This window comes from Neorhizobium puerariae (genome assembly GCF_042429745.1).
In the GTDB taxonomy this organism is placed as follows: domain Bacteria; phylum Pseudomonadota; class Alphaproteobacteria; order Rhizobiales; family Rhizobiaceae; genus Neorhizobium; species Neorhizobium puerariae.
The window spans coordinates 48,348-65,338 of record NZ_JBHMAA010000015.1 but is presented as its reverse complement, the minus strand read 5'-3'; the positions used below and the strand labels follow the sequence as shown (position 1 = coordinate 65,338).

Genomic DNA, 16,991 nt, shown 5'->3' with positions numbered 1-16,991 from the left:
TTTTCAGGCCTTTTCCGCAAGCCGCCTTGCCCGCAGGGCGGCGGCGAGCGAGACGAGCAGCAGGGCGCCGGTGAAAGCGACGACCGCCCACCAGCCATCGGCGCTCCAGAAATGCCCGCCGACCGAGCCGGCAACGCTGGAGCCGAGATAATAGCCGAGCAGATAGAGCGACGACGCATGGCCCTTGGTGCCGCGTGCGAGCCTGCCCACCAGGGCGCTCGCGACCGAATGGGCCATGAAGAAGCCCACCGTCAGCAGCACGATGCCGAGAATGATCGCCCAGAGCGGCGCGGCGAGCGTCACCGCAACGCCGGCGACGGCGATCAGGATGCCCGCGGGCATGACCAGGAAATGTCCAAAACGATCACCCAGCAGCCCCGCCGCCCAGGAAGCGGCAATACCGAAAAGGTAGACCGTGAAGATCAGCCCGAGTTCGGTCTGGTTGAGATCGTAGGGGGCCGCGACCAGCCGGAAGCCGGCATAGTTGTAGATCGTCACGAAAGCGCCCATCATCAGGAAACCGATGGCGAACAGCAGTGCCAGGGCCGGATTGTTCAGGTGCCCGAACCAGGCATCGACGTGATAACGTGCATCGGACCTGCGGGCGACGAAATTGCGCGAGGGCGGCAGGAGGACGAGGAAACCGATCGCCGCGGCAATGCCGAGCAGGCCGATGCCGGCGAGCGCCAGGCGCCAGGAGAAATATTCCGCCAGCATGCCTGTGACGACACGTCCCGCCATGCCGCCGAAGGCGTTGCCGGCGATATAGAGGCCCATCGACGCGCCAAGGCCCCGCGGATCGACCTCCTCCGACAGATAGGCCATGGCGACGGCCGGAACACCGCCGAGCAGGAAGCCTTCGAGCGCGCGGATGACGAGCAGCGCGTTCCAGTCCGGCGTCAGCGCGCAGGCGATCGTGCAGAGCGAGGCGCCGAGCAGCGACGCGAACATCAGGCTGCGGCGGCCGAAACGCTCGGATACGGCCGCGGCGCAGAAGATCGCAAAGGCCAGGAAGCCGGTGGAGAGCGAAAGGGACAGCGAGCTTGCAGCCGGGCTCACTCCGAAATCGTGCGAGAAGATCGGCATCAGCGGCTGTACGCAGTAAAGCAGCGAGAATGTCGAGAAGCCGGACAGAAAGAGCGCGAAGCTGGCACGCCGGTAAGCCGGCGTGCCGCGCGCCAGGAACCGCTTTTCCTGGCTATCCGCCGCGGACTTGACGAGATGGAGATCGGGACGAGCGGACGCTTTTGACCGAAATTCGGCGACACTTGGCATGATCGGAAACCTGTTGCAGCAAAAAGGGTAGCCAGACCCACTCTATTTGTCCAATATATGGATCAGGCGATCTTGATAGGTTTTACAGATAGCGATGGAACTCCGTCACATCCGATATTTCCTGGCCGTCGCGGAAGAAGGCAATTTCACGCGCGCCGCGGCCCGGCTCGGCATCGGGCAGCCGCCGCTCAGCCAGCAGATCCGCATCCTGGAAATCGAGATCGGCGCGACCCTGTTCCACCGCGTGCCGCATGGCGCGGAACTGACCGCGGCGGGCATCGCCTTTCTTGCCGAGGCAAAGGCTTCGTTAGCCGCGGCTGACAATGCGGTACTCGCGGCCCAGCGTGCTGCCCGTGGAGAAACCGGCCGGCTGGCGCTCGGCTTCACCGCCTCCTCCGCCTTCAACCCGCTCGTCACCGGCGCAATCCGCCGTTTCCGCGGCCAGTGGCCGGACGTGGCGCTGGCGCTTACCGAGATGAACAGCAACTGGCTGATGGAAAAGCTGGTGCGCGGCGAAATCGATGCCGCCTTCATCCGCCCCGGCCTGGAGGACCCGAAGGAAGTGCGGCTGAAGCGGCTGCCGGACGAGCCGATGCTGGTCGCGCTGCCCGCGCATCATCCGCTTGCCGGGCAGGCCCGGGTTCCCCTTGCGGCGCTTGCGGGCGAGCCGTTCATCCTCTTTCCCCGCACCGTGGGCCTCAGCCTTTACGACGATATCGTGCGCGGCTGCCGCGAGGCCGGGTTCGAACTGGTGGTGACGCAGGAGGCGCCGCAGATCCCCTCGGTCATCAACCTGGTGGCCGCCGATCTCGGCGTCTCCATCGTGCCTGCCTCGATCGCGAAACTCGCGATCGAGGGTGTCGCCTACCGGCCGATCGAAGGGCCGCCGCTGATCGCGCGGCTGGGGCTCGCCGTGCTGAAGGCGCAACGCTCCCCGATCGCCCTCAACCTGATGAACCTCGTCTGATCAGCCCTGCTTGATCTCGCGTTCGCAAAAGGTGATGCGGTTGCTGAATGGGTCGGTGACCGTGACTTCAAGGCCCCAGTCCGCCTGTTTCAGGCCGGGCCGCATGTAGGCGTAGTTCTTTCCGGTCAGTTCGGCATGGAAGGCCCGGATGCCCCGCATCGGCACGAAGACGCGCGCGCCGGGCGAGGCATCGCCCGAGTGTTCGGAAAGATGCATCAGCATGCCGCTACGGGAGATCTGGCAATAGAGCGGGAAGTTCTCCCCGAAGCTATGCTCCCAATCGACGTTGAAGCCCAGGAAGCCGCGATAGAATTCCATGGCCTTGTCGACGGAGAAAATCCGGAAGATCGGAATGGCCGGCTGGATCGGGACTTCGTCCGGCTTCGCTTGCTGCGGTTCTGCCGCAGCGATCCGTGCAGCAAACACGTTCCAGCCGTCATAACCGAACTGGGCCGCGACCAGTTCGAGCGCCTGGCCATGCGTAAGATCAACCTTACGCTCTGCAAGCGCCTCGCGCAGGCTTTTGGCCATCAGTTTCGCATCGCGGAAATCGCGCATCTCATCATCCTTTCAACCGACGAACGGCAAGATCAGGGCCCGCATTGCTGATCCGTTCGTCATCGTCGGCCGGATGGAGAAAGATGAAGGTCGGTCTGGATGCGTTCACCACGGCTCGAAAAGCCCGCGGGCGGCTGGCCGCATCCGGCCGCAAACAGGAGTATCCCAGTCCGGATTGGCATGCAAGCAGCAAGGCGATTGCAAGTCGGCGGCCAAAGGCTTAGCGTCCGGCCACTCTGGCATCGGATACGGGCATGGAATTTTCGGGCAAGCGCATCCTATTGATCATCTCCGGCGGCATCGCGGCCTACAAGAGCCTCGACCTCATCCGCCGGCTTCGCGAGCGCGGCGCTTCCGTGCGGCCCGTCATGACGGCTGCGGCGCAGGAGTTCATCACCCCGCTTGCCGTCGGCGCGCTTTCCGCCGGCCATGTCTATGTCGATCTCTTCTCCCGCGAGGACGAGCAGGATGTCGGCCATATCCGGCTTGCCCGCGACGCCGACCTGGTGATCGTCGCGCCGGCAAGCGCCGACCTGATGGCGAAGATGGCGCACGGGCTGGCCGACGATCTCGCAAGCGCGGTGCTGCTTGCCACCGACCGGCCGGTGCTGATCGCCCCGGCCATGAACCCGAAGATGTGGGCGGCCCCCGCAACGAAGCGCAATGCCGCGACGCTTGCGGGCGACGGCATCCATTTCATCGGCCCGATGGCGGGCGAGATGGCGGAAAGCAACGAGGCCGGCACGGGTCGCATGGCCGAGCCGCTGGAGATCGTCGCGGCCGCGGCCGGACTGCTCGACGGCGGGCCGAAGCCGCTGGCCGGCAAGACCGCCGTCGTCACCTCCGGGCCGACGCACGAGCCGATCGACCCGGTGCGCTACATCGCCAACCGCTCCTCGGGGCGGCAGGGGCATGCGATCGCGGCGGCGCTTGCGAGGCTCGGCGCGGACGTGACGCTGGTTTCTGGTCCGGTGACCATTCCCGATCCCGCAGGCGTCGAAACCGTGCATGTGGAACGTGCCGAAGAGATGCTGGAGGCCGTCGTTTCCCGCCTGCCGGTCGATATCGCCGTCATGGTGGCCGCCGTCGCGGACTGGCGCGTTGCCGCCTCCGCCGGCCAGAAGATCAAGAAACAGCCCGGCGAAGCGCCGCCGCCCCTGGTGCTTGCCGAGAACCCGGATATCCTGAAGACGGTCGGCCATCACCGGAAACGGCCGAAGCTGGTGGTCGGCTTCGCCGCCGAAACCCAGGACGTGGAGAAAAACGGCCGCGCCAAGCTCGAACGCAAAGGCGCCGACATGATCGTCGCCAACGACGTTTCCCCGGAGACCGGGATCATGGGTGGCACCCGCAACCGGGTGAAGATCATCAGCGCGAAGGGCGTCGAGGAATGGCCCGACCTCGGCAAGGAGGAGGTCGCGGACAGGCTGGCCGGGCTGGTCGCCAACCGGCTGGCGGGAACGTGAGATGAGCCTCTTCGAACGCAACGGCTTCGACGCATTCGTGACTGGCCTGCCGGGCACGTCCTTCGTCGACCAGTGGGACAGCCATGTGGCAAAGGTGGGCAGCAAGGTGTTCACCCTGCTTTCCGGCGAAGGGACTGCGGCAAGGGTCGTGGCGAAGTGCCCGGAAGAGAGTTTCGAAATCCTGACGGCCCTCGACGGGATCAGGCAGGCGCCCTATTTCGCCAAGCGCAAATGGGTCGAGATCGGCGGCAATTCACCGCTCTCGGACGAGGAACTCGTCCACTATCTCACGCGATCATACGAACTCGTGGCCGCCGGGCTGACGAAGAAGCTCCGGCAGGAACTCGGGATCACGCAGATTTCCTGACGGTCTCGACCCGTTCACCGCGCGGTGCGAAGACGGCTACCTGAGCCCCCTCGGCGCAGACCTTCACGGCGCTGCCGTCGGCGATCTCGATCCAGGTATCGACATCGTCGTTCAGCGGCTCGGAGACGAGGCAATAACCCGTCTTGCCACCCATGGGCGCGGCATAGAGCGTCGGCGGCCTGTGGTCGGTCGCGTAACGCACCGCATAGAGCTCCCTGCCGTTGGAAAAGGCGGCGGTGAAGCGGACCAGCGCCTCGCCGGACGTTTCGAGCGACAGGCTCTCGGCGGCGGCCACCGCCTTCTCCATCGCGCCGAGCGGATCGGTATCGAGGCCGAGTTCCAGCGCGAGCAGGAAAAGCAGTTCCGAATCCGTGGTGCCGGTGCGGGCGTGGAAGAGTTCGTCGGAAAGCATGCTCTCCATGGCGCGGCGGATGTGGTCGAAACCGGAAATCTGGCCGTTGTGCATGAAGGACCAGTGTCCGTGCACGAAGGGATGGCAGTTGTCGCGGCGCGTGCCGCCATGGGTCGCCGCGCGCACATGCGCAAGGAAGAGCGGCGAGCGGATCTGCCGCGCCAGGCTTTTCAGATTGCAGTCGGACCAGGCCGGCAGAATATCGCGATAGCGGCCGGGATCGGGCCGGTCGCCATACCAGGCGATGCCGAATCCATCGCCGTTGGTGGCCGTCTTCGCGCGGGTGGCGCAATGCGATTGCTCGATGAGGGAATGGGCCGGTGAAGAAACGAGCTCTTCCAGATAAAGCGGTTCACCGCGATAAGCTGCCCAACGGCACATGGGTCCTGATGCTCCGACACGGCCGCGCGAAGCGGCCCGAATTCCATGAATTTCAGCGTCTCGACAAATGCTTAACGAAACATGACTTGACGCCTTTCGTGACGGTTTTTTGACAGGCGCCGGATCACTTTTTGCGACGCGTTGTTGTTTTTTGAGGTTGTCGAAGTGGATATGTGGCCTAAATTGGGCGGCATGTCTTATCAGGAAAACCCCAGGCAGGACGCGCAGCATGCTGTTTCGTCCGGCGAGGAAGCCCTTCTTAGGCTGGCATCCCAACCCGATCTTTGGGCATTGTTTCTGGATATCGACGGCACGCTGATCGACCTTGCCGATACGCCGGACGGGATCGTGGTGCCGGCCGGCCTGCCCGACAACCTGCACCGGCTTTCGATGCGGCTCGGCGGCGCGCTGGCGCTGGTCACCGGCCGGGCGCTGCCCTATGCCGACGATCTTTTCATGCCGTACAGGTTCTCGATCGCAGGATTGCACGGCGCCGAGCGGCGCGATCCGTCTGGCGCGGTCAGCCGGATCGAACCGGACGCGGCATTTGCGGATATGAAAGCCGCGCTCGTCCGGGAGGCGGAGCAATGGCCGGGCGTGCTGGTGGAGGACAAGGGCGCGGCCGTGGCCGCCCATTACCGGCAGGCGCCCGGGCGGCGCGAGGCGGTCGAGGCGGCGATGCCCCGCTATCTCGCCATGGCGGGACCCGACTTCACGCTTCAGCACGGCAAGATGGTGGTCGAGATCCGTCCGGCGAGGGCAAGCAAGGGCCATGCGCTGGAAGCCTTTCTCGACCAGCCGCCGTTCAGGGGCCGAAAGCCGGTCGCGATCGGCGACGACGTCACCGACGAGGCGATGTTCCGCATGGCGAACCGGCTCGGCGGACATTCGATCCGCATCGCCGAAACGCCGGCGGAAACGGAAGCGAAATCCACCCTCCCCTCGACCGCCGCCCTGCGCGCGGTCATCGCCGCGCTTGGCCGCGCCGGCAACCCCACCGTAGCTTGAATTCGAAAGGAAGGTCCTTGAGCCGTCTTGTGATCGTTTCCAACCGTGTCACCGTTCCGGAAAAAGGCGGGGCAGCGCCGGCAGGCGGACTGGCGGTGGCCCTTCGGGCGGCGCTCGAGGAACGCGGCGGCGTCTGGATGGGCTGGTCGGGCAAATCCAGCGGCGTGCGGGAACCGGCGCCGCTCGACATAAAGGTCCACGGCAACATCACCTACGCGCTGACCGATCTCACCAAGACGGATGTCGAGGAATATTACCACGGCTTCGCCAATCGCGTCCTCTGGCCTATCTGCCACTACCGGCTGGACCTTGCCGAATACGGCCGCAAGGAAATGGCCGGCTATTTCCGCGTCAACCGCTTCTTCGCCCAGCGCCTGGCCCCCCTCATCGAGAAAGACGACATCATCTGGGTGCACGACTACCACCTGATACCGCTTGCCTCCGAGCTGCGGCAGATGGGCCTCAAGAACAAGATCGGCTTCTTCCTGCACATTCCCTGGCCGCCGGCCGACGTGCTCTTTACCATGCCGGTTCACGAGCAGATCATGCGAGGGCTTTCGCAATACGATCTCGTCGGCTTCCAGACGGTGCACGATCTCGACAATTTCGGCGGCGGCCTGGTTCGCGAGGGCATCGGCGAGCGGCTGGACGACAACAAGTTCTCGACCTACGGCCGGACGTTCAAGGGCGGCTTCTATTCGATCAGCATCGAGACGAAGGAATTTGCGGAATTCGCCCGCAAGGCGGCAAGCAACGTCATGGTGCGCAAGGCCCGCCAGAGCGTCGAGGGCCGCAACCTCATCATCGGCGTCGACCGGCTCGATTATTCCAAGGGCATCACCCAGCGCATCGACGCCTTCGAAAGGTTCATCACCACCAACCCGGCGCACCAGAACAAGGTCACCTATCTGCAGATCACCCCGAAATCACGCTCGGAAGTGCCGGAATACGAGCAGATGCAGCGAACCGTGGCCGAACAGGCCGGCCGCGTGAACGGCGCGATCGGCACGGTGGACTGGGTGCCCATCCGCTACATCAACCGATCCGTCGCACGGCCGGTGCTTGCCGGGCTTTATCGTCTTGCCCGCATCGGCCTCGTCACGCCGCTGCGCGACGGCATGAATCTCGTCGCCAAGGAATATGTCGCCGCCCAGGACCCCGACGACCCCGGCGTGCTGGTGCTTTCACGCTTCGCAGGCGCGGCCCGTGAGCTCACCGGCGCGTTGCTGGTCAATCCCTACGACATCGAGGGAACGGCGCATGCGATCGCCCGGGGGCTCACCATGTCGCTGGAAGAGCGCAAGCAGCGCTGGGAGAAGATGATGGACCATCTCCTCAAGCACGACATCAACCGCTGGTGCGACGACTTTCTCCAGGACCTCGCCAGGTCCTGAGCGAAATATCTTGGAAAATACAACGCCTCCTGTATGTTCCCGGAAAGATCGGAGGATACGGGATGAAGATCAGTGCTCGCAATCGCCTGAAAGGCAAGGTCGTGGATATCGTGAAGGGCGCCACCACGGCGCATGTGCGCATCGATATCGGCAACGGCGTCATCGTCACCTCCTCGATCACCAACGAGGCGGTCGATGAACTCGGCCTCAAGATCGGCGCGGATGCCTATGCCGTGGTCAAGGCTTCCGACGTGATGGTGGCGGTGGACTGAGCCCCGGGTCTTCACGCCTTCTGGCAATAATGCGCCGTCGGCGCATTCTCCTCCGTCTGGAAGTCGCCCGGCTGCGGCGGAGCGATCGGCTTGAAGAGCGTGCGGTCCGGCTTGAGGTCGATGAGCGGCGTGCCGTCGAGGCAATCGAGCCCGCGCACCAGGAGCATATTGCCCTCCACGCCTTCCAGCTTGACGATCGACGTGCCGATCGGATTGGGCCTGACGGGCGAGCGCAGCGAGAAGGTGCCGTGCACCTTGCCATTGCTTGCCGGGCTCTGCAGCACGAGATCGCGCCGTGACCGGTGCAGCCAGTAGAGGATTTCCAGCCGCTCGAAGGCCTCGACACCCTTGAGCGCCGCCACCCATGGCTCGTAGATCTCGATGCGGCAGACGGGCCCGTCATGCCGGCCCTGGCGCGGCGTCTCCATGCGCGAGGTCCACGGCGTCGAGATGCGGCCGATGAAGGTCAGCCCCGCGTCATTGGGCTCCGGCGGCGTGACGGACACTTCGTTTTCGCGGATTTCGTTTTCGCGTACCATCGGGCAAAACCTCCTGTCAGAACTGGATATGGTCGAGACGCGGCGAGCAGCTGGGCGAGGCGCTGCCCGGCAGCGAGCCGATCACCACGTCGATATCATAAAGCCGTTTCAGCCATTCGGGCGTCAGAACGTCGCCCGGGGGCCCCAAGGCGGCAAGCGCACCCTCGTGCAGCAGAGCCACCCGGTCGGCGACCATGAAGGCATGGTCCGGATTGTGGGTTGAGAGAATGACGGAGATACCCTCGCCCGCGAGCCTTCGGACATGGGAGAGCACGCGCATCTGGTTGCCGTAGTCCAGGCTTGCCGTCGGCTCGTCCATGACGAGGATTCCCGTCTCCTGCGCGAGAGCGCGGGCGACCAGCGTCATCTGCCGCTCGCCGCCCGAGATTTCCGTATAGGGCCGGCTTGCGAGATGCGCCATGCCGAGCCGCGTCAGTGCCTCCATCGCGATCTCCCGGTCATGCAGGCCGGGCGCCGAAAACGGCGCCAGCCTTGCCGCACGCCCCATCAGCACCACGTCGCGGACGGTGAAGGGAAACAGGGCCGCATGCGCCTGCGGCACATAGGCGATGTTCCGGGCGCGTTCGGCGCGGGTGAGCCCGGCAAGCGGCACGCCACCGAACAGGACATCGCCGGCCCTTGGCGGCAGCAGGCCGAGCATGGTCTTGAACAGCGTCGTCTTGCCGGCCCCGTTCGGGCCGAGCAGCGCCAGCACCTCGCCGCTGCCGACGGACAGCGTCACGCCGCTGCCGACCGTGCGGGCGCCGAAACCGAAGGCGAGATCGCGGAGTTCCAGGATCACGACCACCCCTTTCGCTCCGACGTCAGCAGCCAGAGAAAGAAGGGCGCGCCGATCACCGCCGTCAGGATGCCGAGCGGAACCTCCACCGGCGCGATGCTGCGCGCCAGCGTATCGACCAGCAGCATGTAGGCGCTCCCCAGCATGATCGAGGCCGGCAGCAGCCTGCGGAAGTCCGGGCCGACGAGCAGCCGCGCGATATGCGGGATGACAAGCCCGATCCAGCCGACGATGCCGGCGATGGAGACGGATGCCGCGGTTATCAGGGTCGCGCCGGCGATCAGCGCGATACGGGTGAGCCGCGTATCGACGCCCAGCGTCTGCGCCTCCTCGTCCCCCAGCGTCATGACGTTCATGCGCCAGCGCAGCAGGGCGAGCGGCATGAAACCGAGTACCATGGCCGGCAGGATGAAGGCCACGTCCATGCGCGTGACGGCCGTCAGGCTGCCGAGCAGCCAATAGGTGATCGCCGGCAGCTGGTCATAGGGATCGGCGAGAATCTTGATGAGCGAAATGCCGGCGCCGACGACCGAGCCGATCGCGACGCCGGCCAGGACCAGCGTCAGGACCGGGTCGCGGTTGCGGACGGCGGAGCCGACGGCATAGACCGCGCCCACGGCCAGCAATCCGCCGGCGAAGCTCGACATCTGGATCACCGGCACCGGCATTTCCAGGAAGATCGCCAGCACGGCCCCGAGGCTGGCGCCCACCGACACACCGAGAATATCCGGCGAGACGAGCGGGTTGCGGAACAGGCCCTGATAGGTCGCGCCGGCCGCCGCCAGCGCCGCGCCGATCAGCAGCCCCGCGAAAACCCGGGGTATGCGGACATTCCAGATCACGGTCGTCTGGATCGGATCGACACCCGGCTCGCCGCCGGTGATCCCCGCCAGGACGACGCGCAGGATATCCGCCGGCGCGACGACATACTTGCCGGTCGCCATCGACAGCATCGCCAGCACGACCAGGCCGGCGATGCCGAAGGCGGCCAGCTTCCAGACGCCGCCGTCGTTTTCCGCGGAGCGTTTCATCAGGATCTGGGCGTCGCGCCCTTCAGCAGCGTATCGAGCTGCGCGTCCGTCGGATCGACCTGGTAATAGAGCTTGAAGAACCGGTGCACATCCGCCTTGAGATCGACGTCGAAGACCTTCGGATAAAGCAGGGCTTCCAGCCAGCGCACGCCGATCAGGCGATTGACGCCGGGCGGCGAGTCGAACCAGCCGAAGGGCAGCGCGGGCGCCGGATAGACCTGCCCCGCCTTCACCGCCGCGACATTGGCCCAAAGCGGATCGCTCCTGACCGTCTGGGCGAATTTCGGGCTGGCGGCGAGGATCACCTGCGGATTCCAGCCGAGCACCTGTTCGAGGGACACATTGGTCAGCCCACCCTTGCCGGCCGCCGCCGCCACATTGGTCGCACCGGCCGCTTCGAGGATTTCGAGGTTGATCGAACCGGAAAGCCCGGTCTCCAGCCCTTCCGGCCCCCGACCGTAATAGACCTTCGGGCGCCCGCCCGCCGGCACCCCGGCGATGCCGTCGTCCAGCGTCTTCAGCGTCGTTTCCGCATAGGCCGCAAGCTCGCCGGCGCGGGCGGAAACGCCGAGCAGTTCACCGACCTTGCGCAGGCTTTCCGGCGTCTTCGCAAAAGCGCCGTCAATCAGGACATAGGGAATGCCTGTCTGCGCCTGCACCTTGTCGGCAAGCGATACATAGGTGTCGTTGACGGTGCCCACATCAATGATGATGTCCGGCCTGGCGGCCAGCACGGCCTCCATGTTCGCCGTGCCGCCCTGGCCCGTCAGCCGCCCGAAGGTCGGCAGGTCGCGGACGGCGGGCAGCAGGAATTCCTTCTCCTGCGCGGTGGGTTCCCGCACCCAGCCGGTCAGCTTTTCCGGCGCCAGCACATAGATCATCACCGAAGCCGGCGGGCCAGCGGTCAGCACGCGCGAGACCTTGTCCGGCACCTCGACCGTACGGCCTCCGGCATCGGTGAAGGGCCGCGCGGCGGCCGCTCCGGCAAATATCGTCAGAAAAGCGACCGAAACGGCGCCGATCAGTTTCAGCATGGCAAGCTCCCGGGTGAACTGTGGAGCCACTATGGCATAGCGAAATATTTTTCGGAATATCTCGCGTCACATTCAGGAGGCTCCGCGACCAAGTGCCCGGCTACAGGCTTGCGAACAGGCCGCGCTTCAAATCCGCGATCCGCTCCTCGTTGCGGCGGTAGAAGATCCATTGACGGATGCGCCTGGCATGGACCAGTTCCGCCTGCACCAGAATGCGCATATGCTCGCTCAGCGTGGCGGGGGTTATGCCCAGCTTCTCGGCGATCAGCACGGCGCAGACGCCGTCGTCCTCGAGGTCCCCGTCGATCTGCGGCGGAAAATACGCGCGAGGCTGCTTCAGCCATTCCAGGATGACGAGCCGCCGGTCGTTGGCGAAAGCCTTCAGGATATCGACATCTTGCATTTCGTTATTTTGCCAAGTAACGAAGTCAAGTCAATCCCGAAGGAGATGCCATGTCTGCCGATCCCGTCACGCCCGGGCGCATCGCCGAAACCGAGACGCTCATCCGTCCCCATATCCGCCATACGCCGGTGATGCGGGTCGACATGCGCGACTTCGGAGCGCAGGCGCTGCCGGTCGACCTGAAGCTCGAACTCATGCAGCATTCCGGCTCGTTCAAGGCGCGCGGCGCCTTCGCGAACCTGCTCACGCGCAAGGTCCCCGGGGCCGGCGTCGTCGCGGCCTCGGGCGGCAACCACGGTGCGGCGGTCGCCTATGCAGCGATGCGGCTCGGCATACCGGCAAGGATATTCGTACCGGGCGTCACCTCGCCCGCCAAGGCGGAACGCATCCGCTCCTACGGCGCGGACCTGGTGATCGGAGGCGATCGCTATGCCGATGCGCTGGCGGCCAGCGAAACCCATGTGGCGACGAGCGGGGCGCTCGCCATCCACGCCTATGACCAGGTGGAAACGCTTGCCGGCCAGGGCACGCTCGGCAAGGAGATCGAAGGCGACCTACCGGAGATGACGACGCTGCTGGTGGCGGTCGGCGGCGGCGGCCTGATCGGCGGCATCGCCTCGTGGTTTCGCGGGCGGGTGAAGGTGGTCGCCGTGGAATCCGACGGGGCTCCGACGCTTCACGAAGCCTTCAGGGCGGGCAGGCCGGTGGATGCGCCGGCCGGCGGCATCGCGGCGGATTCGCTCGCGCCGAAACAGGTCGGCCAGCTGATGTTCCCGGTGGCGCAGAAATACGTCCAGCCGCCGGTGCTGGTTTCGGACGACGAAATCCTCGCCGCCCAGAAGGCGCTCTGGAGCGGAGCGCGCATCGTTGCCGAACCCGGCGGCGCCGCCGCCTTTGCGGCGCTTCTTTCCGGCAAGTACGCGCCGGGACCGGACGAGCGTATCTGCGTGCTCGTCTGCGGCGCGAACACGACCGCCGTCAGGTTCGACTAAGAGGTCCCGTAGATATCACGCCGCCTTGGCGACGTGATATTCCTTGATCGCGGCCATCCTGATCGCCGGATAACGCTCGCTCTCGTAACGCAGCGAGAAGCCGTCCTGCGCCAGATAGACCGGGTCGCCGTCGAGATCGCGGGCGATATCGCCGCGATGGGTCGCCAGGAACTTTTCGAGATCGGCGGGCTGATCGGCGGAAATCCAGCGGCAGACGGAGAAACGCGACATTTCGAAAGAAACCGGCAGGCTGTATTCCGCCGAAAGCCGTTCCTTCAGGACGTCGAGCTGCAGCGCGCCGACCACGCCGACGATGGCCGGCGAGCCGTCTTCCGGCGAAAAGAGCTGCACGACCCCTTCTTCCGCCATCTGCTGCAGGGCTTCCTTGAGCTTCTTCGCCTTCATGGCATCCTCCAGCCGCACGCGGCGAAGGATTTCCGGCGAGAAGTTCGGAACGCCCTGGAAGACTAGCGGCTCGCCCTCGGTCAGCGTGTCGCCGATCCTCAGCGTGCCGTGGTTCGGAATGCCGACGACGTCGCCCGCATAGGCCGTATCCGCCAGCTGCCGCTGCGAGGCGAAGAAGAATTGCGGCGCGGTCAGCCCGAGCTGCTTGCCGGTGCGCGACAGCCGCGCCTTCATGCCGCGCTCCAGCTTGCCGGAGCAGATGCGCGCGAACGCGATGCGGTCGCGGTGGTTCGGGTCCATATTCGCCTGGATCTTGAAGACGAAGGCCGTCATCCTGTCCTCGCCCGCATGCACCTTGCGGATATCCGCCACCTGGTCGCGCGGCGGCGGCGCAAACTCGCCGAGCGCGTCTATCAGGTCGCGGACGCCGAAATTGCGCAATGCCGAGCCGAAGAACACCGGCGTCATATGTCCTTCGAGGAAGGCTTCCTGATCGAACGGCTTGCAGGCCTCGATGGCCAGCTCGACCTCCTCGACGAAAGCCTCGCGCTCGTTTTCCGGCAGGCGGTCCGCCACGCTCTGCGGGCCGTTGACCTTGGTCGGCGTCACCTCGGTATCGGAACCGCGCACGGTATTGTCGGCGAGGTGATAGGAGCCGCAGAAGGTCTTCGACCGGCCGATGGGCCAGGTGACGGGCGCAGTGTCGAGCGCGAGCTTCTCTTCCACCTCGTCGAGGATCTCGAAGGGATCGCGGCTCTCGCGGTCCATCTTGTTGATGAAGGTGATGATCGGGATGTCACGCATGCGGCAGACTTCGAACAGCTTCAGCGTACGCGGCTCGATACCCTTCGCCGCGTCGATGACCATGACAGCCGCATCGACCGCGGTCAGCGTGCGATAGGTATCGTCGGCAAAATCCTCGTGGCCGGGCGTATCGAGGATGTTGAAGACGTTGCCGTCATATTCGAAGGTCATGACCGAGGTGACGACCGAGATGCCGCGCTCGCGCTCGATCTTCATCCAGTCGGACCGCGTCTGGATGCGGTCCTTCTTGGCTTTCACCTCGCCGGCAAGCTGGATCGCGCCGCCGAAAAGCAGCAGTTTTTCGGTGAGCGTCGTCTTGCCAGCGTCCGGGTGGGCAATGATCGCGAATGTGCGACGGCGGGCAACCGCCTCGGCAATGGTTTCGGGCATATCGTAAATCCTGTGAATTGCCGGGTATCTAGCGATTAAAGCCCGCCATTGCAATTGACCTGCCGGCCATGGGGATAAAGTAATGCCCTATGAACATCCACGCGCCATCTTCACCGAACGTTTCGCTTGCCCGTCTGCCGCACGGCGCCGGTCTCGACCTGCCGTCCTACGAGACATCAGGCGCGGCTGGAATGGACCTGCGCGCCGCCGTCGAGGAGGGCTCGCCGCTGACGATTGCGCCGGGAAAACGCGTGCTCGTTCCGACAGGCTTCATCTTCGAGATCCCCGACGGGTTCGAAGGGCAGGTGCGACCGCGTTCCGGCCTCGCCTTCAAGCACGGCATCACCTGCGTCAACACGCCCGGCACGATCGACAGCGATTATCGCGGCGAGGTGAAGGTGCTGCTGATCAACCTCGGCGAAGAGGATTTCGTCATCACCCGCGGCATGCGGATCGCCCAGATGGTGATCGCGCCGGCCACGCAGGCCCGCATCGCGGAAATCACGCAGACGACCGCGACCACCCGGGGCGCCGGCGGTTTCGGCTCCACCGGCGTTTGAAGCCGGGCCGGTCCGCCGATGGCCGGAAGGCCGAAAATTTCACCTTTCGCGCCGGGTGGTCTCGAAGAGGAACCAGGTCCGGCGTTCGGCTTCATCGATCCAGTTTTCAAGCAGGCTGGCGGTTGCGACGTCGTTGTGTTCGTCGCAGAGATCATGGGTTTCCCGCATCAGCGAGATGAGCTGCCGGTTGTCTTCCCTGAGCTCCGACAGCATGTCTTCCGGCGTCACGAATTCCGCGTCGTTGTCGGGGATGCGCTGCAGCCGGGCGGCATGGCCGACCGAGCGCAAGGTGGTGCCCCCGATCTTGCGGGCCCGTTCCGCCAGATCGTCGGTCATCGCGAAAATCTGCTCGGCCTGCTCGTCGAGAAGCAGGTGATAGTCGCGGAAATGCGGACCGGACATGTGCCAGTGGAAGTTCTTGGTCTTCAGATAGAGCGAAAAGACATCGGCGAGCAGCGTCGTCAGCGCGGCGGCGATATCGGTCACTGCATTCTTTCCGAGGTCGGACGGCGTGGCGAGCGGGGCAAGCTTGCGGCTTCTGGCGGTACTCTCAGACATCGATCCATTCCCTTCAAGGTCGAGCGCGATCTCAGGTTAAACTCTCGTCCGCCCGCGCTTTTTCAATAGCCGCCGATCCGCATTTCGGACGCGATCCCCCCATCGCGCCAACGCGGAGAAAAACGTTCTCCGGCGGTTTCTCTCCGCGCATGTTTTTCTTCCGGATCGTCCCCTCGCGGCTGAAAGCCGGCTGGCCTCCCGGCTGCTTTGGACCTATGTTTCAGCAACCAGGAACTGCTGACAGGGAGAAACCGCATGTCGACGAAGCCGGGCCGCGGCCGAATCTATTCCTCCATCACCGAAACCATCGGGGATACGCCCATCGTGCGCCTCGACAAGCTGGCGAAGGAAAAGGGCGTCAAGGCAAACCTCCTTGCCAAGCTCGAGTTCTTCAATCCGATCGCGTCGGTCAAGGACCGCATCGGCGTCGCGATGATCGAAAGCCTGGAAGCGCAGGGCAAGATCACGCCCGGCAAGACGGTGCTGGTGGAGCCGACTTCCGGCAATACCGGCATCGCGCTCGCCTTCGCCGCCGCCGCCAAAGGCTACAAGCTGATCCTCACCATGCCGGAGACCATGTCGATCGAGCGGCGCAAGATGCTGGCACTGCTCGGCGCCGAACTGGTGCTGACCGAAGGCCCGAAGGGGATGAAGGGTGCGATCGCCAAGGCGGAAGAGCTTGCCGCCTCGCTTCCCGACGCCGTCATCCCGCAGCAGTTCGAAAACCCGGCCAACCCGGAAATCCACCGCAAGACGACGGCCGAGGAAATCTGGAACGATACCGACGGCAAGATCGACATCTTCGTCGCCGGCATCGGCACGGGCGGCACGATCACCGGCGTCGGCCAGGTGCTGAAGGACCGCAACCCAGGCCTCAAGGTCATTGCCGTCGAGCCGGAGGAATCGCCGGTGCTCTCCGGCGGCCAGCCCGGCCCGCACAAGATCCAGGGCATCGGCGCCGGCTTCGCGCCGAAAATCCTCGATACCCACGTCTATGACGAGATCGTCACCATCAACAGCGCGGAAGCGATGGAATTGGCCCGCCTTGTCGCCAAGCTCGAAGGCATACCGGTCGGCATCTCTTCCGGCGCGGCACTCACCGCCGCAATCGAAGTCGGCAGCCGCCCGGAAAATGCCGGAAAGAACCTCGTAGTCATCATCCCCTCCTTCGCGGAACGCTATCTTTCGACGGCCTTGTTCGAAGGGCTGGGGAATTAAGCGAGTAGCGAGTAGCGAGTAGCGAGTAGCGAGTAGCGAGTAGCGAGTAGCGAGTAGCGAGTAGCGAGTAGCGAGTAGCGAGTAGCGAAACAGAAGACCTTCGGTTTGCAAGCTTAAACAAAATCCTATTCGCTACTTCCTATTCGCTATTCGCTTTC

At 64.8% G+C, this 16,991-nt stretch carries 19 protein-coding genes; 9 read left to right on the top strand and 10 right to left on the bottom strand.

The annotated features are described in order from the left end of the window. Positions 1–3: 3 nt before the first annotated feature. On the bottom strand, positions 4–1,275 hold the full coding sequence (locus ACFFP0_RS13570) for an MFS transporter (protein ID WP_377261487.1): 1,272 nt from the start codon (positions 1,273–1,275) through the stop codon (positions 4–6). A 94-nt stretch (positions 1,276–1,369) separates the two neighbouring features. On the opposite strand from ACFFP0_RS13570, the gene ACFFP0_RS13565 reads away from it, so the two are divergent. Next, positions 1,370–2,242 (top strand): LysR family transcriptional regulator, encoded by an 873-nt coding sequence (locus ACFFP0_RS13565; RefSeq protein WP_377261484.1) that lies wholly within the window; start codon positions 1,370–1,372, stop codon positions 2,240–2,242. Here ACFFP0_RS13565 and ACFFP0_RS13560 read toward each other — a convergent pair whose 3' ends face one another. After that, a complete protein-coding gene (locus ACFFP0_RS13560; RefSeq protein ID WP_377261482.1) occupies positions 2,243–2,800 on the bottom strand; it encodes a glyoxalase superfamily protein in 558 nt (185 codons plus the stop codon). It abuts the gene before it with no gap. A 254-nt stretch (positions 2,801–3,054) separates the two neighbouring features. Here ACFFP0_RS13560 and coaBC point away from each other — a divergent pair, with 254 nt between their 5' ends. Both coaBC and ACFFP0_RS13550 read left to right on the top strand, forming a co-directional pair. After that, positions 3,055–4,266: a bifunctional phosphopantothenoylcysteine decarboxylase/phosphopantothenate--cysteine ligase CoaBC gene (coaBC, locus tag ACFFP0_RS13555; protein WP_377261479.1), complete on the top strand. Its 1,212-nt coding sequence runs from the start codon at positions 3,055–3,057 to the stop codon at positions 4,264–4,266. Position 4,267: 1 nt separating this feature from the next. Then, positions 4,268–4,633, top strand: a complete 366-nt coding sequence (locus tag ACFFP0_RS13550; RefSeq protein ID WP_377261476.1) for an MmcQ/YjbR family DNA-binding protein — start codon at positions 4,268–4,270, stop codon at positions 4,631–4,633. On the opposite strand, the gene ACFFP0_RS13545 is transcribed toward ACFFP0_RS13550, so the two are convergent. Further along, the gene (locus tag ACFFP0_RS13545; protein ID WP_377261473.1) at positions 4,617–5,426 is read right to left on the bottom strand and encodes a class II glutamine amidotransferase; all 810 of its coding nucleotides are present in this window, start codon (positions 5,424–5,426) and stop codon (positions 4,617–4,619) included. The two genes, ACFFP0_RS13550 and ACFFP0_RS13545, sit on opposite strands and share 17 nt — an antisense overlap. A gap of 192 nt (positions 5,427–5,618) precedes the next feature. Here ACFFP0_RS13545 and otsB point away from each other — a divergent pair, with 192 nt between their 5' ends. From otsB to ACFFP0_RS13530, 3 genes are all read left to right on the top strand, one after another. Next, complete coding sequence (gene otsB, locus ACFFP0_RS13540; protein WP_377261471.1) at positions 5,619–6,434, top strand: trehalose-phosphatase; 816 nt, start codon at positions 5,619–5,621, stop codon at positions 6,432–6,434. A gap of 17 nt (positions 6,435–6,451) precedes the next feature. Then, positions 6,452–7,828 carry an alpha,alpha-trehalose-phosphate synthase (UDP-forming) gene (otsA, locus tag ACFFP0_RS13535; protein ID WP_377261468.1) on the top strand — a complete coding sequence of 459 codons (1,377 nt, stop codon included), beginning with the start codon at positions 6,452–6,454 and terminating at the stop codon, positions 7,826–7,828. Between the two features lie 62 nt (positions 7,829–7,890). Continuing rightward, positions 7,891–8,100 carry a TOBE domain-containing protein gene (locus ACFFP0_RS13530; RefSeq protein ID WP_377261465.1) on the top strand — a complete coding sequence of 70 codons (210 nt, stop codon included), beginning with the start codon at positions 7,891–7,893 and terminating at the stop codon, positions 8,098–8,100. Between the two features lie 11 nt (positions 8,101–8,111). Here the strand turns inward: ACFFP0_RS13530 and tsaA are convergent, their stop codons facing one another. The 5 genes from tsaA to ACFFP0_RS13505 form a co-directional block, all read right to left on the bottom strand. Continuing rightward, positions 8,112–8,639, bottom strand: a complete 528-nt coding sequence (gene tsaA / locus ACFFP0_RS13525) for a tRNA (N6-threonylcarbamoyladenosine(37)-N6)-methyltransferase TrmO (protein ID WP_377261463.1) — start codon at positions 8,637–8,639, stop codon at positions 8,112–8,114. 16 nt (positions 8,640–8,655) lie between these two features. Further along, positions 8,656–9,441, bottom strand: a complete 786-nt coding sequence (locus ACFFP0_RS13520) for an ABC transporter ATP-binding protein (RefSeq protein WP_377261460.1) — start codon at positions 9,439–9,441, stop codon at positions 8,656–8,658. Next, positions 9,438–10,469 (bottom strand): FecCD family ABC transporter permease, encoded by a 1,032-nt coding sequence (locus tag ACFFP0_RS13515; protein WP_377261458.1) that lies wholly within the window; start codon positions 10,467–10,469, stop codon positions 9,438–9,440. The genes ACFFP0_RS13520 and ACFFP0_RS13515 overlap by 4 nt, the downstream gene beginning before the upstream one ends. Then, the gene (locus ACFFP0_RS13510; RefSeq protein ID WP_377261455.1) at positions 10,469–11,503 is read right to left on the bottom strand and encodes an iron ABC transporter substrate-binding protein; all 1,035 of its coding nucleotides are present in this window, start codon (positions 11,501–11,503) and stop codon (positions 10,469–10,471) included. The genes ACFFP0_RS13515 and ACFFP0_RS13510 overlap by 1 nt, the downstream gene beginning before the upstream one ends. Positions 11,504–11,603: 100 nt before the next feature. Then, positions 11,604–11,906, bottom strand: a complete 303-nt coding sequence (locus tag ACFFP0_RS13505; protein WP_377261451.1) for an ArsR/SmtB family transcription factor — start codon at positions 11,904–11,906, stop codon at positions 11,604–11,606. Positions 11,907–11,956: 50 nt separating this feature from the next. Between ACFFP0_RS13505 and ACFFP0_RS13500 the strand changes: the two genes are divergently transcribed. Further along, entirely contained in the window at positions 11,957–12,898 is a 942-nt protein-coding gene (locus tag ACFFP0_RS13500; protein WP_377261448.1) for a threonine/serine dehydratase, read from the top strand. 15 nt (positions 12,899–12,913) lie between these two features. Here ACFFP0_RS13500 and ACFFP0_RS13495 read toward each other — a convergent pair whose 3' ends face one another. After that, the gene (locus ACFFP0_RS13495) at positions 12,914–14,497 is read right to left on the bottom strand and encodes a peptide chain release factor 3 (protein WP_377261446.1); all 1,584 of its coding nucleotides are present in this window, start codon (positions 14,495–14,497) and stop codon (positions 12,914–12,916) included. Positions 14,498–14,586: 89 nt separating this feature from the next. On the opposite strand from ACFFP0_RS13495, the gene dut reads away from it, so the two are divergent. Continuing rightward, entirely contained in the window at positions 14,587–15,057 is a 471-nt protein-coding gene (dut, locus tag ACFFP0_RS13490) for a dUTP diphosphatase (protein ID WP_377261444.1), read from the top strand. A 39-nt stretch (positions 15,058–15,096) separates the two neighbouring features. Here dut and ACFFP0_RS13485 read toward each other — a convergent pair whose 3' ends face one another. Beyond that, the gene (locus tag ACFFP0_RS13485) at positions 15,097–15,615 is read right to left on the bottom strand and encodes a Dps family protein (protein WP_377261441.1); all 519 of its coding nucleotides are present in this window, start codon (positions 15,613–15,615) and stop codon (positions 15,097–15,099) included. A 255-nt stretch (positions 15,616–15,870) separates the two neighbouring features. On the opposite strand from ACFFP0_RS13485, the gene cysK reads away from it, so the two are divergent. Beyond that, positions 15,871–16,833 carry a cysteine synthase A gene (gene cysK / locus ACFFP0_RS13480; RefSeq protein ID WP_377261439.1) on the top strand — a complete coding sequence of 321 codons (963 nt, stop codon included), beginning with the start codon at positions 15,871–15,873 and terminating at the stop codon, positions 16,831–16,833. Positions 16,834–16,991: the final 158 nt, after the last annotated feature.